This window comes from Gordonia sp. CPCC 205515 (assembly GCF_048537925.1).
In the GTDB taxonomy this organism is placed as follows: domain Bacteria; phylum Actinomycetota; class Actinomycetes; order Mycobacteriales; family Mycobacteriaceae; genus Gordonia.
Map to the genome: position 1 here is coordinate 329,563 of NZ_JBCLVJ010000004.1, position 18,842 is coordinate 348,404.

Sequence of the window (18,842 nt, forward strand, 5' to 3'; positions counted from 1 at the left end):
AGTCCCTGGGTCAGGGAACGAGGGGGAGGAGGAGTTCGTCGACGACGTCGACGCTGTGTTCGAGTTCGAGAGCGTGCTTGATGATCGACTCCTGGACATCGATGTTCACCGGGACCACAGAGTACGGGACACACATGCGGAACTTGTCGATGAAGTCCTGCTCGCTGAACGGGTTGTCGGGATGACCCTTGACGTAGACGTGTTCGGTGTCGATCCGTCGACCGTCACGCAGGGTGGTGTGCACCCGTGCACCCCAATCCGACACGGCCGGTGTCTCTTCCGCGGTGATCCGCGTCATCAGTTCGCGAACCTCGTCGCGGGATCGTGACCGTTCGCTGTAGGAGTCGAGGAACACCTGCTTGTCGACGGCTGCCGTCGCCACCGCGTACGGCAGGCTGAACTGGCATTCGGGAACCGTCTGCGGGTCCCACTTGCGGTTGACGGGTTCGCAGACCGCACGCCACCCCGACGTCGACACCTCGATGTGGATGCTCGCGATGTCGTCGGCGTCGAAGCCGTGATCGCGCATCTGGCCGATGATCCCGTCGATCGACGAGTGTGAGAAGTAGCAGGCGCTATAGCCTTTCGTGGTGATCCTGGTCATCTCCCAGTGTTCGCCGAGGCCTCGGGTCAGCGCATCCGGGTCGGTCTCCCAGTGCGCGGTGCGGAGGAAACCGTTGGGCCCCAACAGCACGGACTGCCGGGGACCGGTGATGCCCTTCTGCGCGAGCTGGCACGCGGTGATCGCGGACTGGCACACCAGGCCGTGATGCACCCGGACCATCAGGGTGGCCGGCGCGTAGATGCCCATGGTGTGCGGCTGGGTCATGGTGCGCGCGATGCCCTGTGCGTTCTCGAGCTGTTCCTGGGTGAGTCCGATGAGCTTGCCGACGGCGGCGACCGCACCGAAGATGTAGTGCCCGCCACAGTCATTGGATTTCACCGCGGTGCTGATCACCTTGTAGGCCGACCCGATCCGGATGAGGATCTCCTGTCCGACGACGAGGGCGGCGAGAAACTCTTTGCCGCTCAACGTGTCCCGGAGACCGGTGGCCGCCAGCAGGCTCGCGACGATGTACTCGCTGATGTGGCCGGCCTCTTCGTGCAGATCGCCACAATCCATGGCGCGCGGCATCGGTCCGATGGCGAGCGCGGCCTCGGCGGCCGGGACGCGGCCGCCGTAGAACGGGATCGGCGTCTGGTCGACACCACCCTTTTCCTTGACGAGTTCGACGATCTCGGGGATGCCGTCCATCCCCGAGCCGCCGATCATGACGCCCATGCCGTCGAGCAGGGTGTGCTTGGCATGGGTGATCACCTCGTCGGGCAGGTCGTCGTAGGTCGTCTCCAGTGCCATGCGGCACAGGGTGGACATGGGGTCTTCGGAGTTCTCAATGGTGAACGCGGCCATGGTGTTTGATGGTGTGGCACCTGTCACGCCGGCGGTACCCGGTTTCTCGGTTAGCGAGAAGGGATCGTCCATTTTTGATCGGGAAGAGGCCCTCCCCCGTTGATCGAGTAACGAGGAGCGATAGCGACGAAGTGTATCGAGATCGCATGTGCCGCTGGTGGTCTCGATACGCTCGCTCGCTGGCGCTCGCGGGCTACTCGACCAGCGGGGGGAGGGGCGTTCGCGGGCTACTCGACCAGCGGAGGGGTGGTGCTCGCGGGCTACTCGACCAGCGAAAGCGGAGGAAGCGGGGGCTACTTCACCTCGGTGGCGTGGCGAAGGCGTTGTTTGAGGAGCGCGACTTCGGGGTCGGCGGAGGGACGGGCAGTGCCGGCACGCACCGCGCGTGCGATCCCGCGGGCGGTGGTGTGCAGGGCGGGCAGCAGGTCGCTGGGCACGCCGACGTCGTAGGGCTTGGTCACCGACAGTGCGGCCAGTGCGGTGCCGTCCTCGCGCAGGATGGGCACGGCGATGCCAGTGGAGTCGAGGTACATCCAGCGCGGGACGATCGCATGACTGACCCGCCGGGTGTCGTCGACGATGCGCCGTAACTCGGCCCGATCGACCACGGTGTGGGCGGTGAATCGGGTGATCTTGCCGGTCTCCAGGATGTCTTCGCGGACCGCGGACGGTGCGAAGGCGGTCATCACGATGCCAGGGGACGACACCAATGCCGGGAGCCGAACACCCGGCTGGGTCACGTTGGTAGCACTGGGTTGCCGAGGGGTAAGCGTCTCGATGTTGACCACGTCGTTGCGGTCGAGGACGGAGAGCAGCGTCGGTTCCCCGACCACGGCGAGGAGGTCTTCGAGGTAGGGCAGTGCGATGTCGCGGAGGGTCAGCACCGGTGTCGATCGCGCCGTGATCTCCCACAGGCGCATGCCGATCCGCAGCGTGAAGTCGGGGTCTCGCTCCAGGATTCCGGTGCGCACCAGTTCATTGACAATGCGGTGGGTGGACGGCATCGGAATGCCGGTAGTGCGTGCCACCCCCGAAGCGGTCATCGGGGTACCGGCGGTCTTGACCGCCTCGAGCACCTCGATCACCCGATCGATCATCGAATCGTTGCGCGTCGCCATCGCCGTCACCATCCATGTTTCACGTAGAACCTAGACGCACGATAGTGCACTATGTATTATTTCGGAATGGTCGCACCGAACGAAACCACCTTGTCGCCCGCGGTTGAGCCCGCCGCCGACGTCCTGAGTCAGCTCCTCGACGAGCGGTGGAGTTGCCGCGCCTTCACGTCGGATCAGCTCCCTCGCGAACTCGTCGAACGGCTGCTGACCACCGCCCAGCGGTCCGCGTCCTGGTGCAACACCCAGCCCTGGCAGGTCATCGTGACCTCGGGTGATGCCACCGATCGTCTGCGCACCGCGCTCGGTGAGCACGTGCGAAACCATCCGGGCCAGTCCTTCGACTTCCCGGCGCCGGCGCAGTACACCGGCGTATACCGGGATCGTCGTCGGGAAAGCGGCTGGCAACTCTACGAGGCGGTCGGAGTGGCGCGCGGTGATCGTGAGGCATCGGCGCGGCAGGCGTTCGAGAACTTCCGGTTCTTCGGCGCCCCGCACGTCGCCCTCATCACCACCGACGCCGAGCAGGGCACCTACGGTGCGGTCGACGCAGGTCTCTATCTGGCCACCTTCCTGCTGGTGGCACGAAGCCTGGGTATCGCGACCATCCCCCAGGCCGCGCTGGCCGGCCAGTCGGACTTCTTGCGCGAATACTTCGATATCCCCGAGGACCGAAAAGTGCTGGTGGGCATCTCGTTTGGCTATGCCGACGAAGAGCATCCGGCCAACAGCTACCGCACCCGCCGGGCGGCGTTGGACGAAGTGGTCACCTGGGTCGAGGACTGAGGGTTGCTGGCAGCCTCTCCCTATCCGGATGCGACGCGGTTAGCGTCGTTCCTATGACCTGGAGCACAGAACAACTCGACCTCATCGGCGAGAGCGAAGAACTGCACATCACCAGCCACCGGCAGGATGGTTCGCTCCGCAAATGGATTCCCATCTGGGTGGTCCGCGTCGACGATGACCTCTATATCCGATCTGCCTACGGTGCCGACGGTGCGTGGTATCGCCACGCGACCGCCGGCACCGCTCGCGTTCAGGTCGGCAACTTTGAGTCCGATGCGACGCTGGAGAGAGTGACCGATGCGCAGGCCAACGACCGAGTCGCTGAGGCCTATCGGGCGAAGTATCACAATCAGCCGGGAGCTTTGAAACCCATGTTGGATGCTCCGTCTGCTGAGTCGACGGTCCGACTTGTACAGGTTGCAACGCAGCCAATGTGATTCTGTCGCAACCTCTCTGAGCCCTGGAGTCGCGCTCCGGCAAACAATCTCAAGCTACCCATTGACTCCGCATAATATATAAATTACTGTGATGGCAGTCATAGGGAACAGTGTCCCGTGGCCTAGCGAATCCACCGCGTCGCCATCGGCGACCGTCGAACCTCAGATCAGCAATCATTCGAAACACCTTGAGAAAGCAGGAATGTCATGAGTGGAGAGCACCTCACCGTCCAGTCGCGCATCGTCGTCTCCGGACTCGACGCCAACGGCAAGTCGAGCATCGTGTCCGACTCCGACAGTGTCGTCCGCACCGCCCAGCCCGGCTTCACCGTGAACGAGCTATGGCAGATCGACAGCCTGCCGGCCAAGGTCAACAGCGAATCCACCGTCGGCACCGAGCCGGTCCTTGATCCGCCAAACGGTGGCCTCGTCGTCCGGATCGCGGTGTTCCCGCCGGACAGCGAGTTCGACGCCGACGCCTACGCCGCGTCGCTCGACGCCTTCCACGGGTCCGACTCGCACGGCGGGGCCGGCGACGAGCAGGCCGCGGTGTGGCACGAGACCGACACCGTCGACGTCGTCACCATCATCGAGGGCGAACTGTATGCCGTCACCGAGACCGACGAGACCCTGCTGAAGCCCGGCGACACCTTTGTCACCCGCGGCGTCAAGCACATCTGGAGCAATCGCACCGAGAAGCCGGTCACCCTTGTCGCGACCATGGTGAGCGGAACGCGCTGAGGCGCGCCGACAAGGCAGAAGGAGCAGAACAATGCGCGGAGTGGTGTTCAAGGGCGACCGTGAACTCGAGGTCACCGATTTCCCCGACCCGACGCCCGGACCCGACGATGTGGTCATCGAGATCAAGGCATCCGGCCTGTGCGGCAGCGACCTGAAGTTCTATCGCGATCCGCCCGGCGCAGCACTGAAAGCTTTGGGCTTCAAGGACTTCGCCTCGCGCGGCATGGACGAGAACCCGGCGATCATCGCGGGCCACGAGCCGTGCGGTGTCGTCGCCGCTGTCGGCTCGAACGTCAATCAGCAAAGCTTCACACCGGGCGATCGAGTGATGGTCTTCCACTACGACGGCTGCGGCTACTGCGACCTGTGCCGCACCGGCTGGACGCAGATGTGCGAACAGGGCGCGACCATCTATGGCGCCACCGCGCACGGCGGGCACGCGACCTACATGGTGGTGCCTGCACGCACGCTCGTGCATATGCCCGAGGAGATCTCGTTCTCGGCCGGCGCCGCCATCGCGTGCGGCACCGGAACCGCGTTCGGTGCACTCAAGCGCGCCGACGTGACCGGTCGTGACACCGTGGCGGTGTTCGGCCTCGGCCCGATCGGACAGTCGACGATCCAGTTCGCCACCGCGATGGGTGCCGAGGTGATCGCCGTCGACATCGCCGCCGACCGGGTGGCCCGTGCCAAGGAAATCGGCGCGCACCACATCGTCGACTCCAGCGCCACCGATCCCATCGAAGCGATCCGCGAGATCACCGGCGGCAAGGGTGCGTCCGTGGCCATCGAGACCTCCGGTGCGCCGGTCGCCCGCGCGGCAGCCACCCGCGCGCTCGGTGTGTGGGGCCGGATCGCGCTCGTCGGCCTCGGCGGCAACATCGACCTCGACGTGTCGCCCGACATCGTGATCAAGCAGATCTCGATCATCGGCTCCTACACCTTCTCCAACGTGGGGATGGGGGAGTGCGCGCGCTTCGTCGCCGCACACGGCATCGACGTCGACGCCGTGTTCACCGACCGCTGGAACATCGAGGACGCCGAACAGGCCTATAAGGAGTTCGACAAGCAGACGCGCGGCAAGGCCGTCATCGAGTTCTGACGATTCGCAACTCGCGCGCGGCAGCGCTGAAATAATCTGTGTAGCAAGGAGAACGTCATGGTCTGGCAAGGCAACTACGACAAGCTGTTCATTGGTGGCAAATGGGTGGACCCGGAGTCCGCCGAGACCTTCGCGGTGATCTCACCGTCGACCGAGGAAGTCATCGCGCGGGTACCGCAGGGCACGACCGCCGACATGGACAAGGCAGTTGCCGCGGCGCGGGCGGCGTTCGACCAGGGCCCGTGGCCGCGGATGGCGCTCGAGGAGCGAATCGCGGTGCTGCGCAAGCTCAGCGCGAAACTCGAGGAGCGCCAGGACGACGCCGCCGAGTTGGTCAGTGCCGAAATGGGTTGTCCGATCACGCTGTCGACCAAGATGCAGTCGATTGGTCCGCGACTGCTGCTCAACAGTTTCATCGCGCTTGCGCCGCAGTATAACTGGCGCGACATCCGGCAGTCCGCGACGGGCAATGCGCTGGTCACGCGGGAGCCGGTCGGAGTGGTCGCGGCGATCGTGCCGTGGAACGCGCCGCTGCTGATCACGATGATCAAGCTGGCCCCGGCGCTGCTCGCCGGCTGCACGATGATCATCAAGCCGACGCCGCAGACCCCGCTGGACGCCTACCTGCTCGCCGATCTGCTCGCCGAGGCCGGCCTGCCCGACGGCGTGGTGAACGTGGTGCCCGCCGACCGTGAGGTCAGCGAGTACCTCGTCCGCCATCGCGGCGTCGACAAGGTCTCGTTCACCGGGTCCACCGCCGCCGGCCGCCGCATCGGCGCGCTGTGCGGCGAGGATCTGCGACGCTGCACGCTGGAATTGGGCGGCAAGTCGGCGGCGGTGCTGCTCGACGACGCCGACCTGGACCTCGCGATCCCGTCGATCCGGGCACTCTCTCTGCGCAACACCGGTCAGGTGTGCAGCAACAAGACCCGCATCGTGGTCGCCGCCTCGCGTCGTGACGAGTTGCTCGACCGCCTCGTCGACATGGTTCATTCGATGCCGGTGGGCGACCCGTTCGACCCGGCCACCGAGATCGGTCCGGTCGCCAGCGCAGTGCAGCGTGAGCGCGTCGAGGGCTATGTCAACGATGCCAAGGCCGCCGGGCTGAAGCTCCTTGTGGGCGGCGGACGTCCGGATGCCCTGGACCGTGGCTTCTATGTGGAGCCGACGATCTTCGCCGACGTCGACCCGAACGCGAAGATCGCGCAGGAAGAGGTGTTCGGCCCGGTGCTGACGGTGCACACCTTCGGCGACGAGAACGAGGCGATCGACATCGCCAACAATTCCGAATACGGGCTCAACGGTTCGGTGTTCACCGCCGACCCGGAACACGCCCTCGCGTTCGCTCGCAACATCCGCACCGGCACCGTCGAATTGAACGGCAGCGGTGTCGGCTTCCACGCCCCGATCGGTGGCTTCAAGAACAGCGGCATCGGCCGCGAAGCCGGACTCGAGGGGTTCGACGCCTACGTCGAACTCAAGTCGTACGGACTGCCTGCCGATCTGCTCGCGAAACTCACTTAGTTCTGTAGGAGAAGACTTTTCATGACCTCCATCGAAGAAGCCGTCGCCCGGCTGGTCGTCGATCTCGACTACGACCAGCTCACTCCGGACGCCCTCGACGGCACTCGTCGCCTCATGCAGGATCAGCTGGGCCTGCAGGTCGGCTGCGCCACCCTGCCGTGGAGCCAGGCGGTTGCCGATCTGACCCGGCGCACCCACGCGCCGGGCACCGCCCGGGTGGCGCTGTCCGGGGAAGCGATGAGCGCCAGCGACGCCGCGTTCGTCAACGCCACCTTCGGCCACAGCTTCGAGTACGACGACGCGCACGCGGCCAGCCTGAGTCACCCTGGCAGCGCGGTCATCTCGGCCGCGCTGGCCGTCGGCGAAGAGATGGGCGCCACCATGCGGGAGGTGATCGAGGGCATCGTCGCCGGCTATGAGGTCTACACCCGCATCGGCACCCTGGCTTCTCCGGATCTGCTACGCCGCGGCTTCCATCCGCACGCCGTGCTCTCCCCGTTCGGCACCGCCGCGGTGGTGGCCAAGATGCGCGGCTTCGACCTGCCGACCACGCTGAACGCACTCGCGATCGCGTTCAGCCACTGCGCCGGCACCACCGAGTACACCTCGTCGGGCGGTTCGATCAAGCGCGTGCACTCGGGCATCGGTGCCCGCAACGGCATCCGCGCCGCGGAGATGGCCGAGGCCGGTATCACCGGACCGGCCCGATTCCTGGCCGGTGCCAAGGGATTCTTCCAGACCTTCGTCGTCAAGGACCTCAACGACGAAGACACCGAGTACTTTTCGCTGACGAGGCCGTACGAGATCGCAGATCCGCTGTTCAAGCCGTACTGCTGCTGCGCGTTCAACCACGCCTTCATCGACGGCGCCCGCCAACTGACCGCGCGTGCCGCCGAGATCGACCACGTCGACCTGGGTATCCGGGAGAGCGGCGATGTGGTCGTCGGCAACAGTAACGTCAATGCGTATGCGCCGCAACAGATCGAGCATCTGCAGTACAGCCTGCCGTTTCAGTTCGCGCTGTCGACGCTGGGCAAGGGCAACGGCTATGAGACCCACCGGCAGTACATGGCCGGCACCCTGGATCTCGGACCCGAGGGCGAGATCGCCCAACTGGCACAGCGATTGCGCATCCATGTCGATGCCGAGCTCGACAAGAAGTATCCGACCAAGATGGTCGCCGACATCACCGCGACCTTCACCGACGGCTCCACCGAACACATCTTCGTCGAGGACTCCGTCGGATCGGCACCGAATCCGATGTCGCAGGAGGATTCGGACGCCAAGTTCCGTGATCTCACCACGACCAACCTCGGCGCTAAGCAGACCGAGGCGCTGCTGGCGGCGATCAAGAACACCGATCCGTCGGTGAAGGCTGCGGATCTGGTGGCGTTGCTGGTGGCTGGCTAGACTCAGATGACCTGAGAGCGGATGGGAGAGTGCGATGCTCGACCTGCCCTCCGACATGCTGGAAATCGTCGCCGACGCGGGTGATCTGCTGGACGACGACGTCGAGAGGCTGCTCATCGAGCAGCCTCTCGAGGCGTTGTGGGATCTGATCACCGCCCGCATCCAACGTGACGCCGTCTCCGGCGCCGACCCGGATCGGATGGCCGCGATGCTCGGACTCCTGACGCGGATCAGAGCCGCCGAGTCGTCGTGGACCCAGGCCCGGCTGGCCGACCGGTCGCAGGCGTTGTCGCGCATCCGCGCCGCTCTCGCCGAGGTCTCGTCGGCGACGTCGGTCGACGAACTTTTGACACTCTCGCCCAGCGCCGCGTGCGCGCTCGGGTTCGATCGCGCGCTGATGTCCACCGTCGACACCTCCTGGCAGCTGCACACGATGTGTGTCGTCCGTGATCAGCGCTGGGCGGACGAGATCGTCGCCGTCGGCCGGGAGGAGCCACTGGTGCTCGATAAGACCCTGGTGGAGAACGACACCGTCGTCGGCGTTGCACCGACCCTCGTCGACGACGTCCAGGAAAATCCACGGGTCAACCGGGCACTGGCCGAGGTCACCAAGTCGTCGTCTTACGGCATCGCGCCGCTCCTCGTCGACGGTGAGGTCGTCGGACTGCTGCACGCCGACTGCTACCACCAGAAACGATTGTTCACGCCCGACGACCAAGCCATGCTGTCCACCTTCGCAGCCGGGGTCAGTCAAAGCCTCGCCCGTGTCACCGTCCTCGACGGGGTGGCCGCCTTGCGATCCCACCTCGACGGCGTGGCGCAATGGCAGGCGCCCGCCCGGAGAGCTGCCGCCTCGGTGACCGCCGGCCGCGACGACGATTCGGTTCTCACCCGGCGCGAGGCGCAGATCATGCGACTGATGGCCGACGGCGATGCCAACGCCAAGATCGCCCGCAGGCTGGTCATCTCCGAGGGCACCGTCAAGACCCACGTCACCCGCATCCTGCGCAAGCTCGAGGTCACCAACCGGGCCGAAGCGGTCGCGGTGTGGCTACGGGCCGATCAGCGCCATTGACCGATCTGCGCCCCTGAGTCGTAGGCGTAGCCGAAGGTCGTACAAAAGTCATACCTGCGGCAGATGTCGATGCCACTGCCGCACGGCAGAGTGACCTGTGACACAAAACGGTTGGGCCGCACCGTGATCGCCCAACTGCACGTCACAGGAAGGCGCAGCTATGACACAGGTCGAACGACCTGCCGACTGGGTGGTCGGCATCGATGTCGGGGGTACGTTCACCGACATCATCGGACTGAACCGGGAGACCGGAGAAATCCGCGACGGCAAAGTCCTCTCGACCGTCGAACAGGAAGTCGGCGTCCTCGACGCGCTGACGGCCATCGACGTCGACGTCCCGGACGTCGCCGAGATCGTGCACGGACACACCGTCGGCATCAACGCACTCCTCAGCCGCACCGGAAAACGGACCGCGCTGCTGGCCACCGGCGGCCATCGCGATCTGCTCGACATCGGCCGGATGCACCGCGAGTTCGGCGAACGCTTCTACGATCCGACCTGGCGACGCCCCCATCAGGAACGACCGATCGTCGAGCGCGAGCTCCGATTCGGGGTGCCCGAGCGCCTCCGCTACGACGGCACCGAGATCCTGGCGCTCGACGAGGAAGCCGTCCGTGGCGCCGCGCGGGAACTGGCGGCCGACGGCGCCGAATCGGTGGCGATCTGCCTGGTCAACTCGTACGCGAATCCCGCCCACGAGCAGCGCGCTGCCGAGATCGTCGCCGAGGAGATCCCCGACGCGTACATCCAGACCTCGGCGCTGTATCCGGTCACGCGCGAACACGAACGCACCGCGACGGTCGCGCTCGACGCCTATGTCGGGCCCACCGTCGTCGGTTATCTCGACCGGTTGATGGGCCGACTGACCGCCGACGGCTACCGCGGCACGTTGTGGATCATGATGATGAACGGGGGTGTCGCCACCTTCCGCGACGCGGCCAAAGCGCCGGTGTTCCAATTGGTGTCCGGTCCGGTCGGCGGCGTGAGCGGCAGCATCAAACTCGCGGCCGAGAGCAGCAACCCGAATCTGCTGACCATCGACGTCGGTGGCACCAGCACCGACGTCGCCGCGATCCGAAATGCCAAGACGCCGTTGACCGATACCTGGACCCTCGAGACGGGGCTCACGCTCACGATGCCGCTCGTCGACGTGGAGAGCATCGGATCGGGTGCCGGCAGCATCATCGCCCCGAACGCGCTGGGCAGTGTCGCGGTCGGCCCGGCGTCGGCCGGATCGAACCCCGGTCCCGTGTGCTACCAGCGTGGTGGCCTTGAGCCGACGCTGACCGACGCCTGCGCCGCACTTGGCATCCTCCAGCCCGATCTGTTCGCCAACGGCGCCATCCGACTCGACGTCGAGAGTGCGCGAACGGCGTTGGCGCAGAGCGGAAAACAGTGGAACATGTCCGACGCCGAGCTCGCGGCGGCGGCGTACGAGATCGCGTGCCAGGACATCGCCGCCAAGGTGCGCACCATCTCGGTCTACCGCGGCTTCAACCTGTCGGAGTTCGCGCTGCAGCCGTCCGGGTCCGCCGGACCCATGCTCGCCGACCGGGTCGCGCAGATCCTCGGCCTCGATCGAGTTATCGTGCCGCGCAGCCCCGGCCAGTTCTCCGCGCTAGGCCTGCTTCGCAGCGATCTGATGGTCACCCGGGCGCAATCGATCATGACGCCGCTCGCCGCGGCCGAGGCAACCGCCATCGAGAAGGCGTTCGTCGAACTCGAGGACCGTATCCGCGACGACCTGATCGACCAGGGCGTCGATGTCGGTGGACTCCGCTTCGAACGAGCGGTCTTCGCCATGTACCGGGGCCAGACATGGGACAACAGGCTGACCGTCGAGGGTCCGGTGACCGCAGACGGGGTGACACCACTCGTCGACCGCTTCCACGACTTCTACCGTGAGTCTTACGGATTCGCCGCCACCGAGATCCCGGTCGTGGTCTCGACCGTCGAGGTGACCGCGATCATCGGCCGGGAACAGTCCGCCATGTCGACCACCGTCGAGGAAGGTAAGCCGTTGCTGCGCACCGCACCTGTGATGGTGCCGGGCACCGACACGACCGCCGAGATCCCGGTGTACGTGCGGGAACGGATGCGTGCGCACCAACCCGTCGCTGGCCCCGCCCTGGTCACCGAAAAGTTCGCCACCACCCTCGTCTTGCCCGACCGTCACGCCTACGTCGACAACGACGGCAACCTCATCGTCGAATCGCCCGCGACAGGAGCCTCGAAATGACCCTCACCACCCCGCCCGACATCAGCACCGACGACACCACCGCCGACGTGCAACTCGACATCCTGCGTTACGGGCTCATCGAAGTGGGACGCGAGATGCTCGACTCGCTGATGCGCAGCGCGTTCTCGCCGGTCTGCCGCGACATCCTGGACTGCACCGTGGTGATCCACATGCGCACCGACGAGGGATGGGAGGCCGCGGCGTTGTGGGAAGGCTGCATGCAGCATGCCTTCGTCGCCCCGCACATCGCGAACTTCGTCATGGACGACTGGGATGTCGACCAGATGCAACCCGGCGACGTCATCTTCACCAACGATCCGTGGCGCGGTTCGCTGCACCAGGCCGACGTCAACCTGTTCCGCCCGGTGTTCGTCGACGGCCGGGTCGAGTTCCTGCTGCAGTCGACCTCGCACCTGGTGGATCTGGGCGGACCGATCCCCGGCGGCTTCTCCAACGGCGCGCAGACGCACTTCGAAGAACAACTGAAACTGCCGCCGACGATGTTGTACGCCAACGACATCCCGGTTCGTTCCACGTTCAACTTCCTACTGGAGAACAACCGCGTGCCGCATCTCGTCCTCGGCGACCTGCGTGCCCTGCACGGCTGCCTCGTCGTCGGTGAGCGACAGCTGCAGGAACTGATCAACCGGGGCGGCCTCGATCAGGTGCGTGCCGCCGGCCGGTACGCGATCGACGCCACCGAGGCGAGCATGCGACGCGGCATCGCCGCCATCCCGGACGGCGACTACACCGCCGAGGACTTCCTCGACGAGGACGGCGTCACAGACGAACAGATCCCGGTCCACGTCACCGTCCGGGTCCGCGGCGACTCGATGGAGATCGACTTCTCCGGCTCCGGACGACAGCCACTCGGCAACTGCGGCACCGCATGGTGCGAAGCGGGACGGTGCATCGAAGCCGTCAAACTGATGGTCGACCCGGCGACGCCGGTCAACAGCGGCACCCTGCGTCCGATCGACGTGCTGCTGCCCGCCGGCAGTGTGGTGCAGGTGCTGCCGCCGTCGAGCTGCTCCAGTCACGCCGACATCGGGCCGCGGGCGATCAACGTCGTCACCCAGGCACTGAGCCAGGCGACCGAGGAATCGTTCGCCCCCGATACCGGAACCGCACTCTACGTCGGATTCAGCGGAATCGACTCACGTCCCGGGCATGAGGGAACTCCCTGGGGCGCGTACGGACTTGGCGGCGGCGGGTGGGGTGGAACCTGGAAGGAGGACGGCGTCTCGTTCTGCGTCACGCCGATCGGCAACTGCCGGACCTCCGTACAGGAACACGTCGAGATCGAGAGTCCACTCGTCGTGGTGCAACACGAGATCGTCGCCGACACTGCCGGAGCCGGCGAGTTCCGGGGCGGCCTCGGTTCGGTGTATTCGATTCTCGCCGAATCGGACACGCTGATCACCGTCGTCGCCGACCGACTCCGTCGCGGTGCGCCGGGCGCGAAGGGCGGCGGTGCCGGTGCACCGGCCTATGGTTGGTATATCCCGAATTTCGATGTCGCGCATCACGGTGATCCGCTGAATCTGCAAGGCGCCGAACCACTCTTCGGCATGTTCGACGAACAGGGCCGCCCCGACCCGGTCCACGGCGAGTTCGGCCGCGGGGCACGCTACCGCACCGGCAAGTTCTCCAACATGCTGGTCAAGGCCGGCGACGCGATCCGCTTCCTGATCGGCGGAGGCGGCGGCTGGGGCGACCCGCTGCAGCGCGATGTCGACCGGGTGGTCGCCGACGTCCGGTCCGGACTCGTCACCGTCGAGCACGCCCGCCTGGCCTATGGTGTCGTGATCGTCGACGGCGCTGCCGACGTGGACGCCACGACACTCGAACGCGCCCGCCTCACCACCGAACGTGCCTCGGGCACATGGGAAATACCCGTGGCGATCCCCCACACCCGGACCATCTGAACGAAAGGCAACCCCATGGCAGTCGACCGACTCCTGTTTCCCCGCCCCGACACCGACCGCGTGTATGTCGTGAAGACCCCCGTCGACGGCACCTGTGAGGCATGTGGCGCAACCGATCTCGCCCGCTATCCGGTGGCCAACTATCTGGGGCCGCGCATGGTCATCAAGTGCCAGCGGTGCTTTCACCACGCATCGGTGACCCGCCCTGAGCCCGAAGATAATTGGCCCGCCTGGCGGTCACCGGCGCACGACTGGCCGGCGTCCCGAGTCGGCTGAAGGAGATAGTGCACATGTCCACGAAGTTGCTCGGCGACAAGGTCGTCCTGATCACCGGTGCGGCCGGTGGCATCGGCCGCGCCACCGCGATCCTCGCGGCCGCCGAAGGCGCGAGTCTCCTGCTGTCCGACCTCTCCGCCGACGGATTGGCCGACACCGTCGATCACGTTCGCGCACAGGGTGGTGACGTGATCGGTGTCGCCGCCGACCTCACCGTACGGACCGACGTCGATGCGATGGTCGCCGCGGCCGTCGACCACTACGGGCGACTCGACGGCGCATTCAACAACGCCGGCGTCAGCGGCGGCCAGATCGGCCAAGGAGACCGACGCGTCGGCGAGTGGGACGAAGACAAGTTCGATCTCGCCATCGCCGTCAACCTGAAGGCCACCTGGCTGTGTCTGCGTGCCGAACTGTCGCAGATGGAATCCCAAGGCGGCGGTGCGATCGTCAACACCGCTTCCCTGGCCGGTCTCACCGGCTTCAAACGGACCGCGGGGTACTCGGCGGGCAAGCACGGGGTCATCGGGCTCACCAAAACCGCTGCGCTCGAATACGGTCCGGCCATCCGGATCAACGCGGTGTGCCCCGGCTACACCGACACCGCGCTGATGGCCGAGGCCAAGCGGCTCCTGGGAGACGCGCTGTACACGCGAATCCCAGCCGGACGACTCGCCCAACCCGACGACATCGCGCAGATGGCGTGCTGGCTGCTCTCCGATCGCGCGTCCTACGCCAGCGGCGGCGAATTCGTCGTCGACGGTGGGTATCTGGCCGGCTGAGATCGCAACGAGGAGGATCAACTCATGACCACAACCCATGCCTCGGCAGAGTGTTTCATCGACGGACGATGGATCGCGGGCGCCGGCGAGCCCGTCGTCACCGTCAGCCCCAGCACTTCCGCGGTGATCGCGGAGTCGCCGGCGGCCGACGCTGCGCAGGTCACGGCGGCGGTCGCATCGGCACGCCGCGCCTTCGACGGCGGAGAATGGAGCCGGCTGTCACCCGCCGACCGAGGTCGACTTCTCCACCGATTCGCCGATCTTCTGGAGAAGAACCGTGATTCGCTGGTCCGGCTGGCCGCCGCTGAACTGGGGACTCCGATATCCACCGGCCCCACCCTGCACGTCGATCTGCCGGGCACCTTCTTCCGATGGTTCGCCGACGCCGCCATCCGGGGACCGCGTGACGGCCTCGAACAACCCATGCCGCTCCACCACAACCCGATCACCACCAGTGGAATGCTGGTGCGCGAACCGATCGGAGTGGTCGCCGCGATCGTCGCCTATAACGTGCCGGTCATGATGTGCGCCTACAAACTCGGTGGCGCGTTGGCGGCCGGCTGCTCGACAGTACTCGTCAGCTCGCCGCGATCGGTACTGCTGACCGCGGCGGTGGTGAAGCTGTTCGAGGAGGCCGGCTTCCCCAAGGGCGCAGTCAATTTCGTGTACGGCGCACCGGACGTGACCGCCGGCGTCGCCGGGTCGCCGGACGTCGACATGGTGACCTTCACCGGATCTCCGGCGATCGGCAGCAAGATTCTCGAGATCGCGGCACCCAACCTCACCAAGGTCGTCCTCGAACTGGGCGGAAAATCACCCAACATCGTGCTGCCCGGCACCGACATCGCCAAGGCCGTCCCCGCGTCGGCGCTACGCTTTACTCGCAACAGTGGCCAGGCGTGTGGGGCAACGACGAGAACCTTTGTCCCGCAGCAGGACTTGGTCGAATACGTCGAGCGGTCGGCAGAGTTCCTACCGACGCTGACCGTCGGCGACCCGTTCGACCCCGACACCGTGCTCGGGCCGCTGATCACCGGTGAGCACCGCGATCGGGTCGAGGGAGTGTTGTCGCGGGCCGTCGCCGCAGGTGCACAACTGCCGGTTGGCGGTGGGCGTCCCACAGGTCTCGACGACGGCTACTTCCTCGAGGCGACCCTGGTCACCGGCGTCCCCAACGCCGCTGAGGTGGCACAGGAAGAACTGTTCGCACCGGTCGGCGTCATCATGCCGTACACCGATCTCGACGAGGCGGTGCGGTTGGCCAACGACGTCCGCTACGCCCTCAACGCCAACGTCTGGGGGCCGACGCCGGACGCCATCGACTTCGGCCGGCGGCTGCGGTCGGGCACCGTGACCATCAACGGTGGTGGCGGGATGCGTGCGGACGCGCCGTGGGGTGGGCCGGGTCATAGCGGCATCGGCCGCGAGGGCGGCGAGGAGGGTTTCCGTGAGTTCTTCGAGACCAAACACATGCAGTGGCCGTTGTGAGCTGTTGCGGCCGAGCCGAATTGATGAGTGAGAAGGGGTGTGGGTATGTCGACCATTGTTGAGCGTCTCGCGGGGTTCGCCGCGACTACACGGGTGGAGTCGTTGCCGGACAACGTGATTGCGGAATCCAAGCGAATCCTGCTCGATTCGTTGGGCTGTGCGGTTGCGTCCCTCGACGACGCGGCATCGCAGCGCGGGGTGGAGTATGCCGTTCAACTCGGTGGCGAGAATGGGCGGGCGACGATTCTGGGTACGGGCCGTAGGTCGTCGATTGGCGGTGCTGCGTTCGCGAACGCGGAGTTGATCAATGGGCTCGACCAGGATGCGGTGCTGCCGCCCGGTCACGTCACGCCGTACGTGTTGCCCGGCGCACTGGCCAACGCCGAGGCTGCGGGTGCCTCGGGTGCGCGGCTGCTCACCGCGATCGCGGTGGCGCACGAGATGTCGTATCGCATCGGGCAGGCGACGGATTATCTGCGTGACATCCGCGATGGTGTGGTGAGCATCCCGAAGGTCATCGGTTACAGCAGCACCCTGTTCGGTGGGGCCGCGGCCAATGGTGTGGTCAAAGGGTTTTCGGCGGAGGTGATGGCCGATGCGCTGGGCATCATGGGGTCGACGATGCCGACCAACACCCAGCGGGCCTGGATGATGCACGCCCCGTCGACCACCATCAAGTACCAGCTGCCCGGCGCGATGGCGCTGTCCACGGTCACCGCCGCGGCGATGGCGGAGTTGGGTCACTCCGGAGACCGCAACATTCTCGACGATCGGGAGTTCGGTTTTCCCCGGTTCATCGGTACCGTGCGGTGGGAGCCGGCACCGATCACTGCGGAGTTGGGGGAGCAGTGGAGATTTCCGCAGTATCAGGCGTTCAAGCCGTACCCGCATTGCCGGGTGATGCACGGTTTGTTCGATGCGTTGATCGAGATCGTCACCGAGCACGACATCTCGCCCGCCGAGATCGAGTCGATCGATGCCTGGGGTGAAAGCTTTGTGCTGCAACCGGTGTGGGTCAATGAGGACATCCGCAACCCGCGGGATGCGCAGTTCTCGATGACCCACGGTTTGGCCCTCGCCGCACATCGGCTGCCGCCCGGTAATGGGTGGCAGACGATGGAGGCCATCCACGATCGCTCGGTCCTGGGTCTGATGGCCCGGTCGACCTTTCATGCCCATCCCGACTTCGCTGAGGCGTTGGCCGCCGATCCGTCAGCGCGCACCACCCGCCTGGAACTCCGGGCACGCGGACAGGTGTTCGTGGGTGAGCGGCAGTACCCCAAGGGAGTTCTCTCGCCCCACCCCGAGACATACATGACCGACGAGGAGTTGATCGCGAAGTTCCGGCACAACGTCGACGGCGTCCTCGCCGACGACGACACCGATCAGGTCATCGAGTCGGTGTTCGACCTCGAGCAGGTTGAGGACGTCAGCTCAATTCTCGGGCGGATGCGCGGCGTGTCTCAATTGTGTTGGCGCATCTGATGTTCTGCTTACGTTCCAGTTTGAGGTCGTTGATTCACTGACGCATCGCCTGTTCATTCCACTGAGTTGTCAGGTAGTCGGCGAAGGCGACGATCGCGGGTGAGAGGCTGCGTTTTGCAATTCGAGTGAGCGAAATCTGCCGGGTCAGAACGGGTTCGGTGTCGACGAAGGCGACTTCTTCGCTGTTGGCGGCGGCGGAGAGCGGTAGGAAGCCATAACCGCTAATCGTGGTGACCAGTTGTGGAACCAGGCTGATGTCGTTGACCTCAACGACGGGGGTGGGGGGAAGTTCGGCCGCGGCAAAGAATCGTTGGGCTTCATTGGCTGCGCCGAGGCTGCGGTGGAGGCCGATATAGGGGATATCGGCAACGTCACTAGGACGTAGCGGTTGACGATTGGTGAGCGGATGGTTGGCCGGGAGGATCATGCGCATCGGCTCGTGCATTAGAAGGCTGTTGAGGAGGTCGTCGTCGGCTTGAGACTCGCACACCGCGAGATCGAATCGTCCGTCGCGGAGCCCGGCCACGATGGGGCCTCGTAGCGCAGTGACCAGTGACCAGCGGGTATCCGTGGATTGCGGGCAGTAGTCGGCCAGGAGGTGGCAGATTCGAGGGCCGAGCGAGGGCAGGCAGGCGAGGCGGATGATGGGGCGGTCGCCGTCTCGGATGCGTCGCATCTCCGATCGTGTGTCCTCGAGGTCGGCCACGATGCGACGGGCCATGGGTAGTAGGGCTTGGCCTGCGGTCGTCAGACGCGCTCGCTTGGTCGATCGATCCAGCAGTCGCACACCAACGCTGGTCTCGAGTGCTTTCAGGTCGTGTGACACGGCTCCCTGTGTCTTGTAGAGCTGTGCAGCGGCTGCCGTGAGGGTACCGGTATCAACAATGCTGATGAACGTCTCGAGCTGACGTGTGTTCATGTGCGTGCTTCCTGCGTAAATCGACGTCTAACGGCTGCGCGAAGACTATCTGGCCACGCGAGTATTAGTGCTCTTAATACTACTATGCGCAATCGGTGCTAGCTCAGACGGTCTGCAGCGCCGC

16 protein-coding genes and 1 pseudogene are annotated in these 18,842 nt (G+C 65.7%); 13 read left to right on the plus strand and 4 right to left on the minus strand.

Translation table 11 applies throughout. The annotated features are described in order from the left end of the window. Positions 1-10: 10 nt before the first annotated feature. Both AAFP30_RS06790 and AAFP30_RS06795 read right to left on the minus strand, forming a co-directional pair. Positions 11-1,411, minus strand: coding sequence for an MmgE/PrpD family protein (locus AAFP30_RS06790; RefSeq protein ID WP_419229105.1), 1,401 nt, complete (start codon positions 1,409-1,411; stop codon positions 11-13). 293 nt (positions 1,412-1,704) lie between these two features. Next, positions 1,705-2,529, minus strand: a complete 825-nt coding sequence (locus AAFP30_RS06795; RefSeq protein ID WP_419229106.1) for an IclR family transcriptional regulator — start codon at positions 2,527-2,529, stop codon at positions 1,705-1,707. 66 nt (positions 2,530-2,595) lie between these two features. Between AAFP30_RS06795 and AAFP30_RS06800 the strand changes: the two genes are divergently transcribed. The 13 genes from AAFP30_RS06800 to AAFP30_RS06860 all read left to right on the plus strand — a co-directional run bounded on the left by AAFP30_RS06800 (position 2,596) and on the right by AAFP30_RS06860 (position 17,799). Beyond that, positions 2,596-3,312 (plus strand): nitroreductase, encoded by a 717-nt coding sequence (locus AAFP30_RS06800; RefSeq protein ID WP_419229107.1) that lies wholly within the window; start codon positions 2,596-2,598, stop codon positions 3,310-3,312. A gap of 53 nt (positions 3,313-3,365) precedes the next feature. After that, the gene (locus tag AAFP30_RS06805) at positions 3,366-3,749 is read left to right on the plus strand and encodes a DUF2255 family protein (RefSeq protein ID WP_419229108.1); all 384 of its coding nucleotides are present in this window, start codon (positions 3,366-3,368) and stop codon (positions 3,747-3,749) included. A gap of 207 nt (positions 3,750-3,956) precedes the next feature. Then, positions 3,957-4,490, plus strand: a complete 534-nt coding sequence (locus tag AAFP30_RS06810) for a cupin domain-containing protein (RefSeq protein WP_419229109.1) — start codon at positions 3,957-3,959, stop codon at positions 4,488-4,490. A 31-nt stretch (positions 4,491-4,521) separates the two neighbouring features. Then, on the plus strand, positions 4,522-5,592 hold the full coding sequence (locus AAFP30_RS06815; protein ID WP_419229110.1) for a zinc-dependent alcohol dehydrogenase family protein: 1,071 nt from the start codon (positions 4,522-4,524) through the stop codon (positions 5,590-5,592). 57 nt (positions 5,593-5,649) lie between these two features. Next, the gene (locus tag AAFP30_RS06820) at positions 5,650-7,116 is read left to right on the plus strand and encodes an aldehyde dehydrogenase (protein WP_419229111.1); all 1,467 of its coding nucleotides are present in this window, start codon (positions 5,650-5,652) and stop codon (positions 7,114-7,116) included. A gap of 21 nt (positions 7,117-7,137) precedes the next feature. Beyond that, positions 7,138-8,526 carry an MmgE/PrpD family protein gene (locus AAFP30_RS06825; RefSeq protein WP_419229112.1) on the plus strand — a complete coding sequence of 463 codons (1,389 nt, stop codon included), beginning with the start codon at positions 7,138-7,140 and terminating at the stop codon, positions 8,524-8,526. A 34-nt stretch (positions 8,527-8,560) separates the two neighbouring features. Further along, on the plus strand, positions 8,561-9,601 hold the full coding sequence (locus tag AAFP30_RS06830; RefSeq protein WP_419229113.1) for a LuxR C-terminal-related transcriptional regulator: 1,041 nt from the start codon (positions 8,561-8,563) through the stop codon (positions 9,599-9,601). 160 nt (positions 9,602-9,761) lie between these two features. After that, positions 9,762-11,840, plus strand: a complete 2,079-nt coding sequence (locus AAFP30_RS06835) for a hydantoinase/oxoprolinase family protein (RefSeq protein WP_419229114.1) — start codon at positions 9,762-9,764, stop codon at positions 11,838-11,840. Continuing rightward, positions 11,837-13,768, plus strand: a complete 1,932-nt coding sequence (locus AAFP30_RS06840; RefSeq protein WP_419229115.1) for a hydantoinase B/oxoprolinase family protein — start codon at positions 11,837-11,839, stop codon at positions 13,766-13,768. The genes AAFP30_RS06835 and AAFP30_RS06840 overlap by 4 nt, the downstream gene beginning before the upstream one ends. Positions 13,769-13,783: 15 nt before the next feature. After that, the gene (locus AAFP30_RS06845; protein WP_419229116.1) at positions 13,784-14,044 is read left to right on the plus strand and encodes a hypothetical protein; all 261 of its coding nucleotides are present in this window, start codon (positions 13,784-13,786) and stop codon (positions 14,042-14,044) included. Between the two features lie 14 nt (positions 14,045-14,058). Further along, positions 14,059-14,826 (plus strand): SDR family NAD(P)-dependent oxidoreductase, encoded by a 768-nt coding sequence (locus tag AAFP30_RS06850; RefSeq protein WP_419229117.1) that lies wholly within the window; start codon positions 14,059-14,061, stop codon positions 14,824-14,826. Positions 14,827-14,850: 24 nt separating this feature from the next. Continuing rightward, the gene (locus tag AAFP30_RS06855; RefSeq protein ID WP_419229118.1) at positions 14,851-16,314 is read left to right on the plus strand and encodes an aldehyde dehydrogenase family protein; all 1,464 of its coding nucleotides are present in this window, start codon (positions 14,851-14,853) and stop codon (positions 16,312-16,314) included. Positions 16,315-16,359: 45 nt separating this feature from the next. Next, positions 16,360-17,799 carry an MmgE/PrpD family protein gene (locus AAFP30_RS06860; RefSeq protein ID WP_419229119.1) on the plus strand — a complete coding sequence of 480 codons (1,440 nt, stop codon included), beginning with the start codon at positions 16,360-16,362 and terminating at the stop codon, positions 17,797-17,799. A 34-nt stretch (positions 17,800-17,833) separates the two neighbouring features. Here the strand turns inward: AAFP30_RS06860 and AAFP30_RS06865 are convergent, their stop codons facing one another. Both AAFP30_RS06865 and AAFP30_RS06870 read right to left on the minus strand, forming a co-directional pair. Next, the gene (locus tag AAFP30_RS06865; RefSeq protein WP_419229218.1) at positions 17,834-18,520 is read right to left on the minus strand and encodes a substrate-binding domain-containing protein; all 687 of its coding nucleotides are present in this window, start codon (positions 18,518-18,520) and stop codon (positions 17,834-17,836) included. Positions 18,521-18,544: 24 nt separating this feature from the next. Further along, positions 18,545-18,718: pseudogene (locus AAFP30_RS06870) on the minus strand (LysR family transcriptional regulator); the annotation flags it as partial. Between the last annotated feature and the right edge of the window lie 124 nt (positions 18,719-18,842).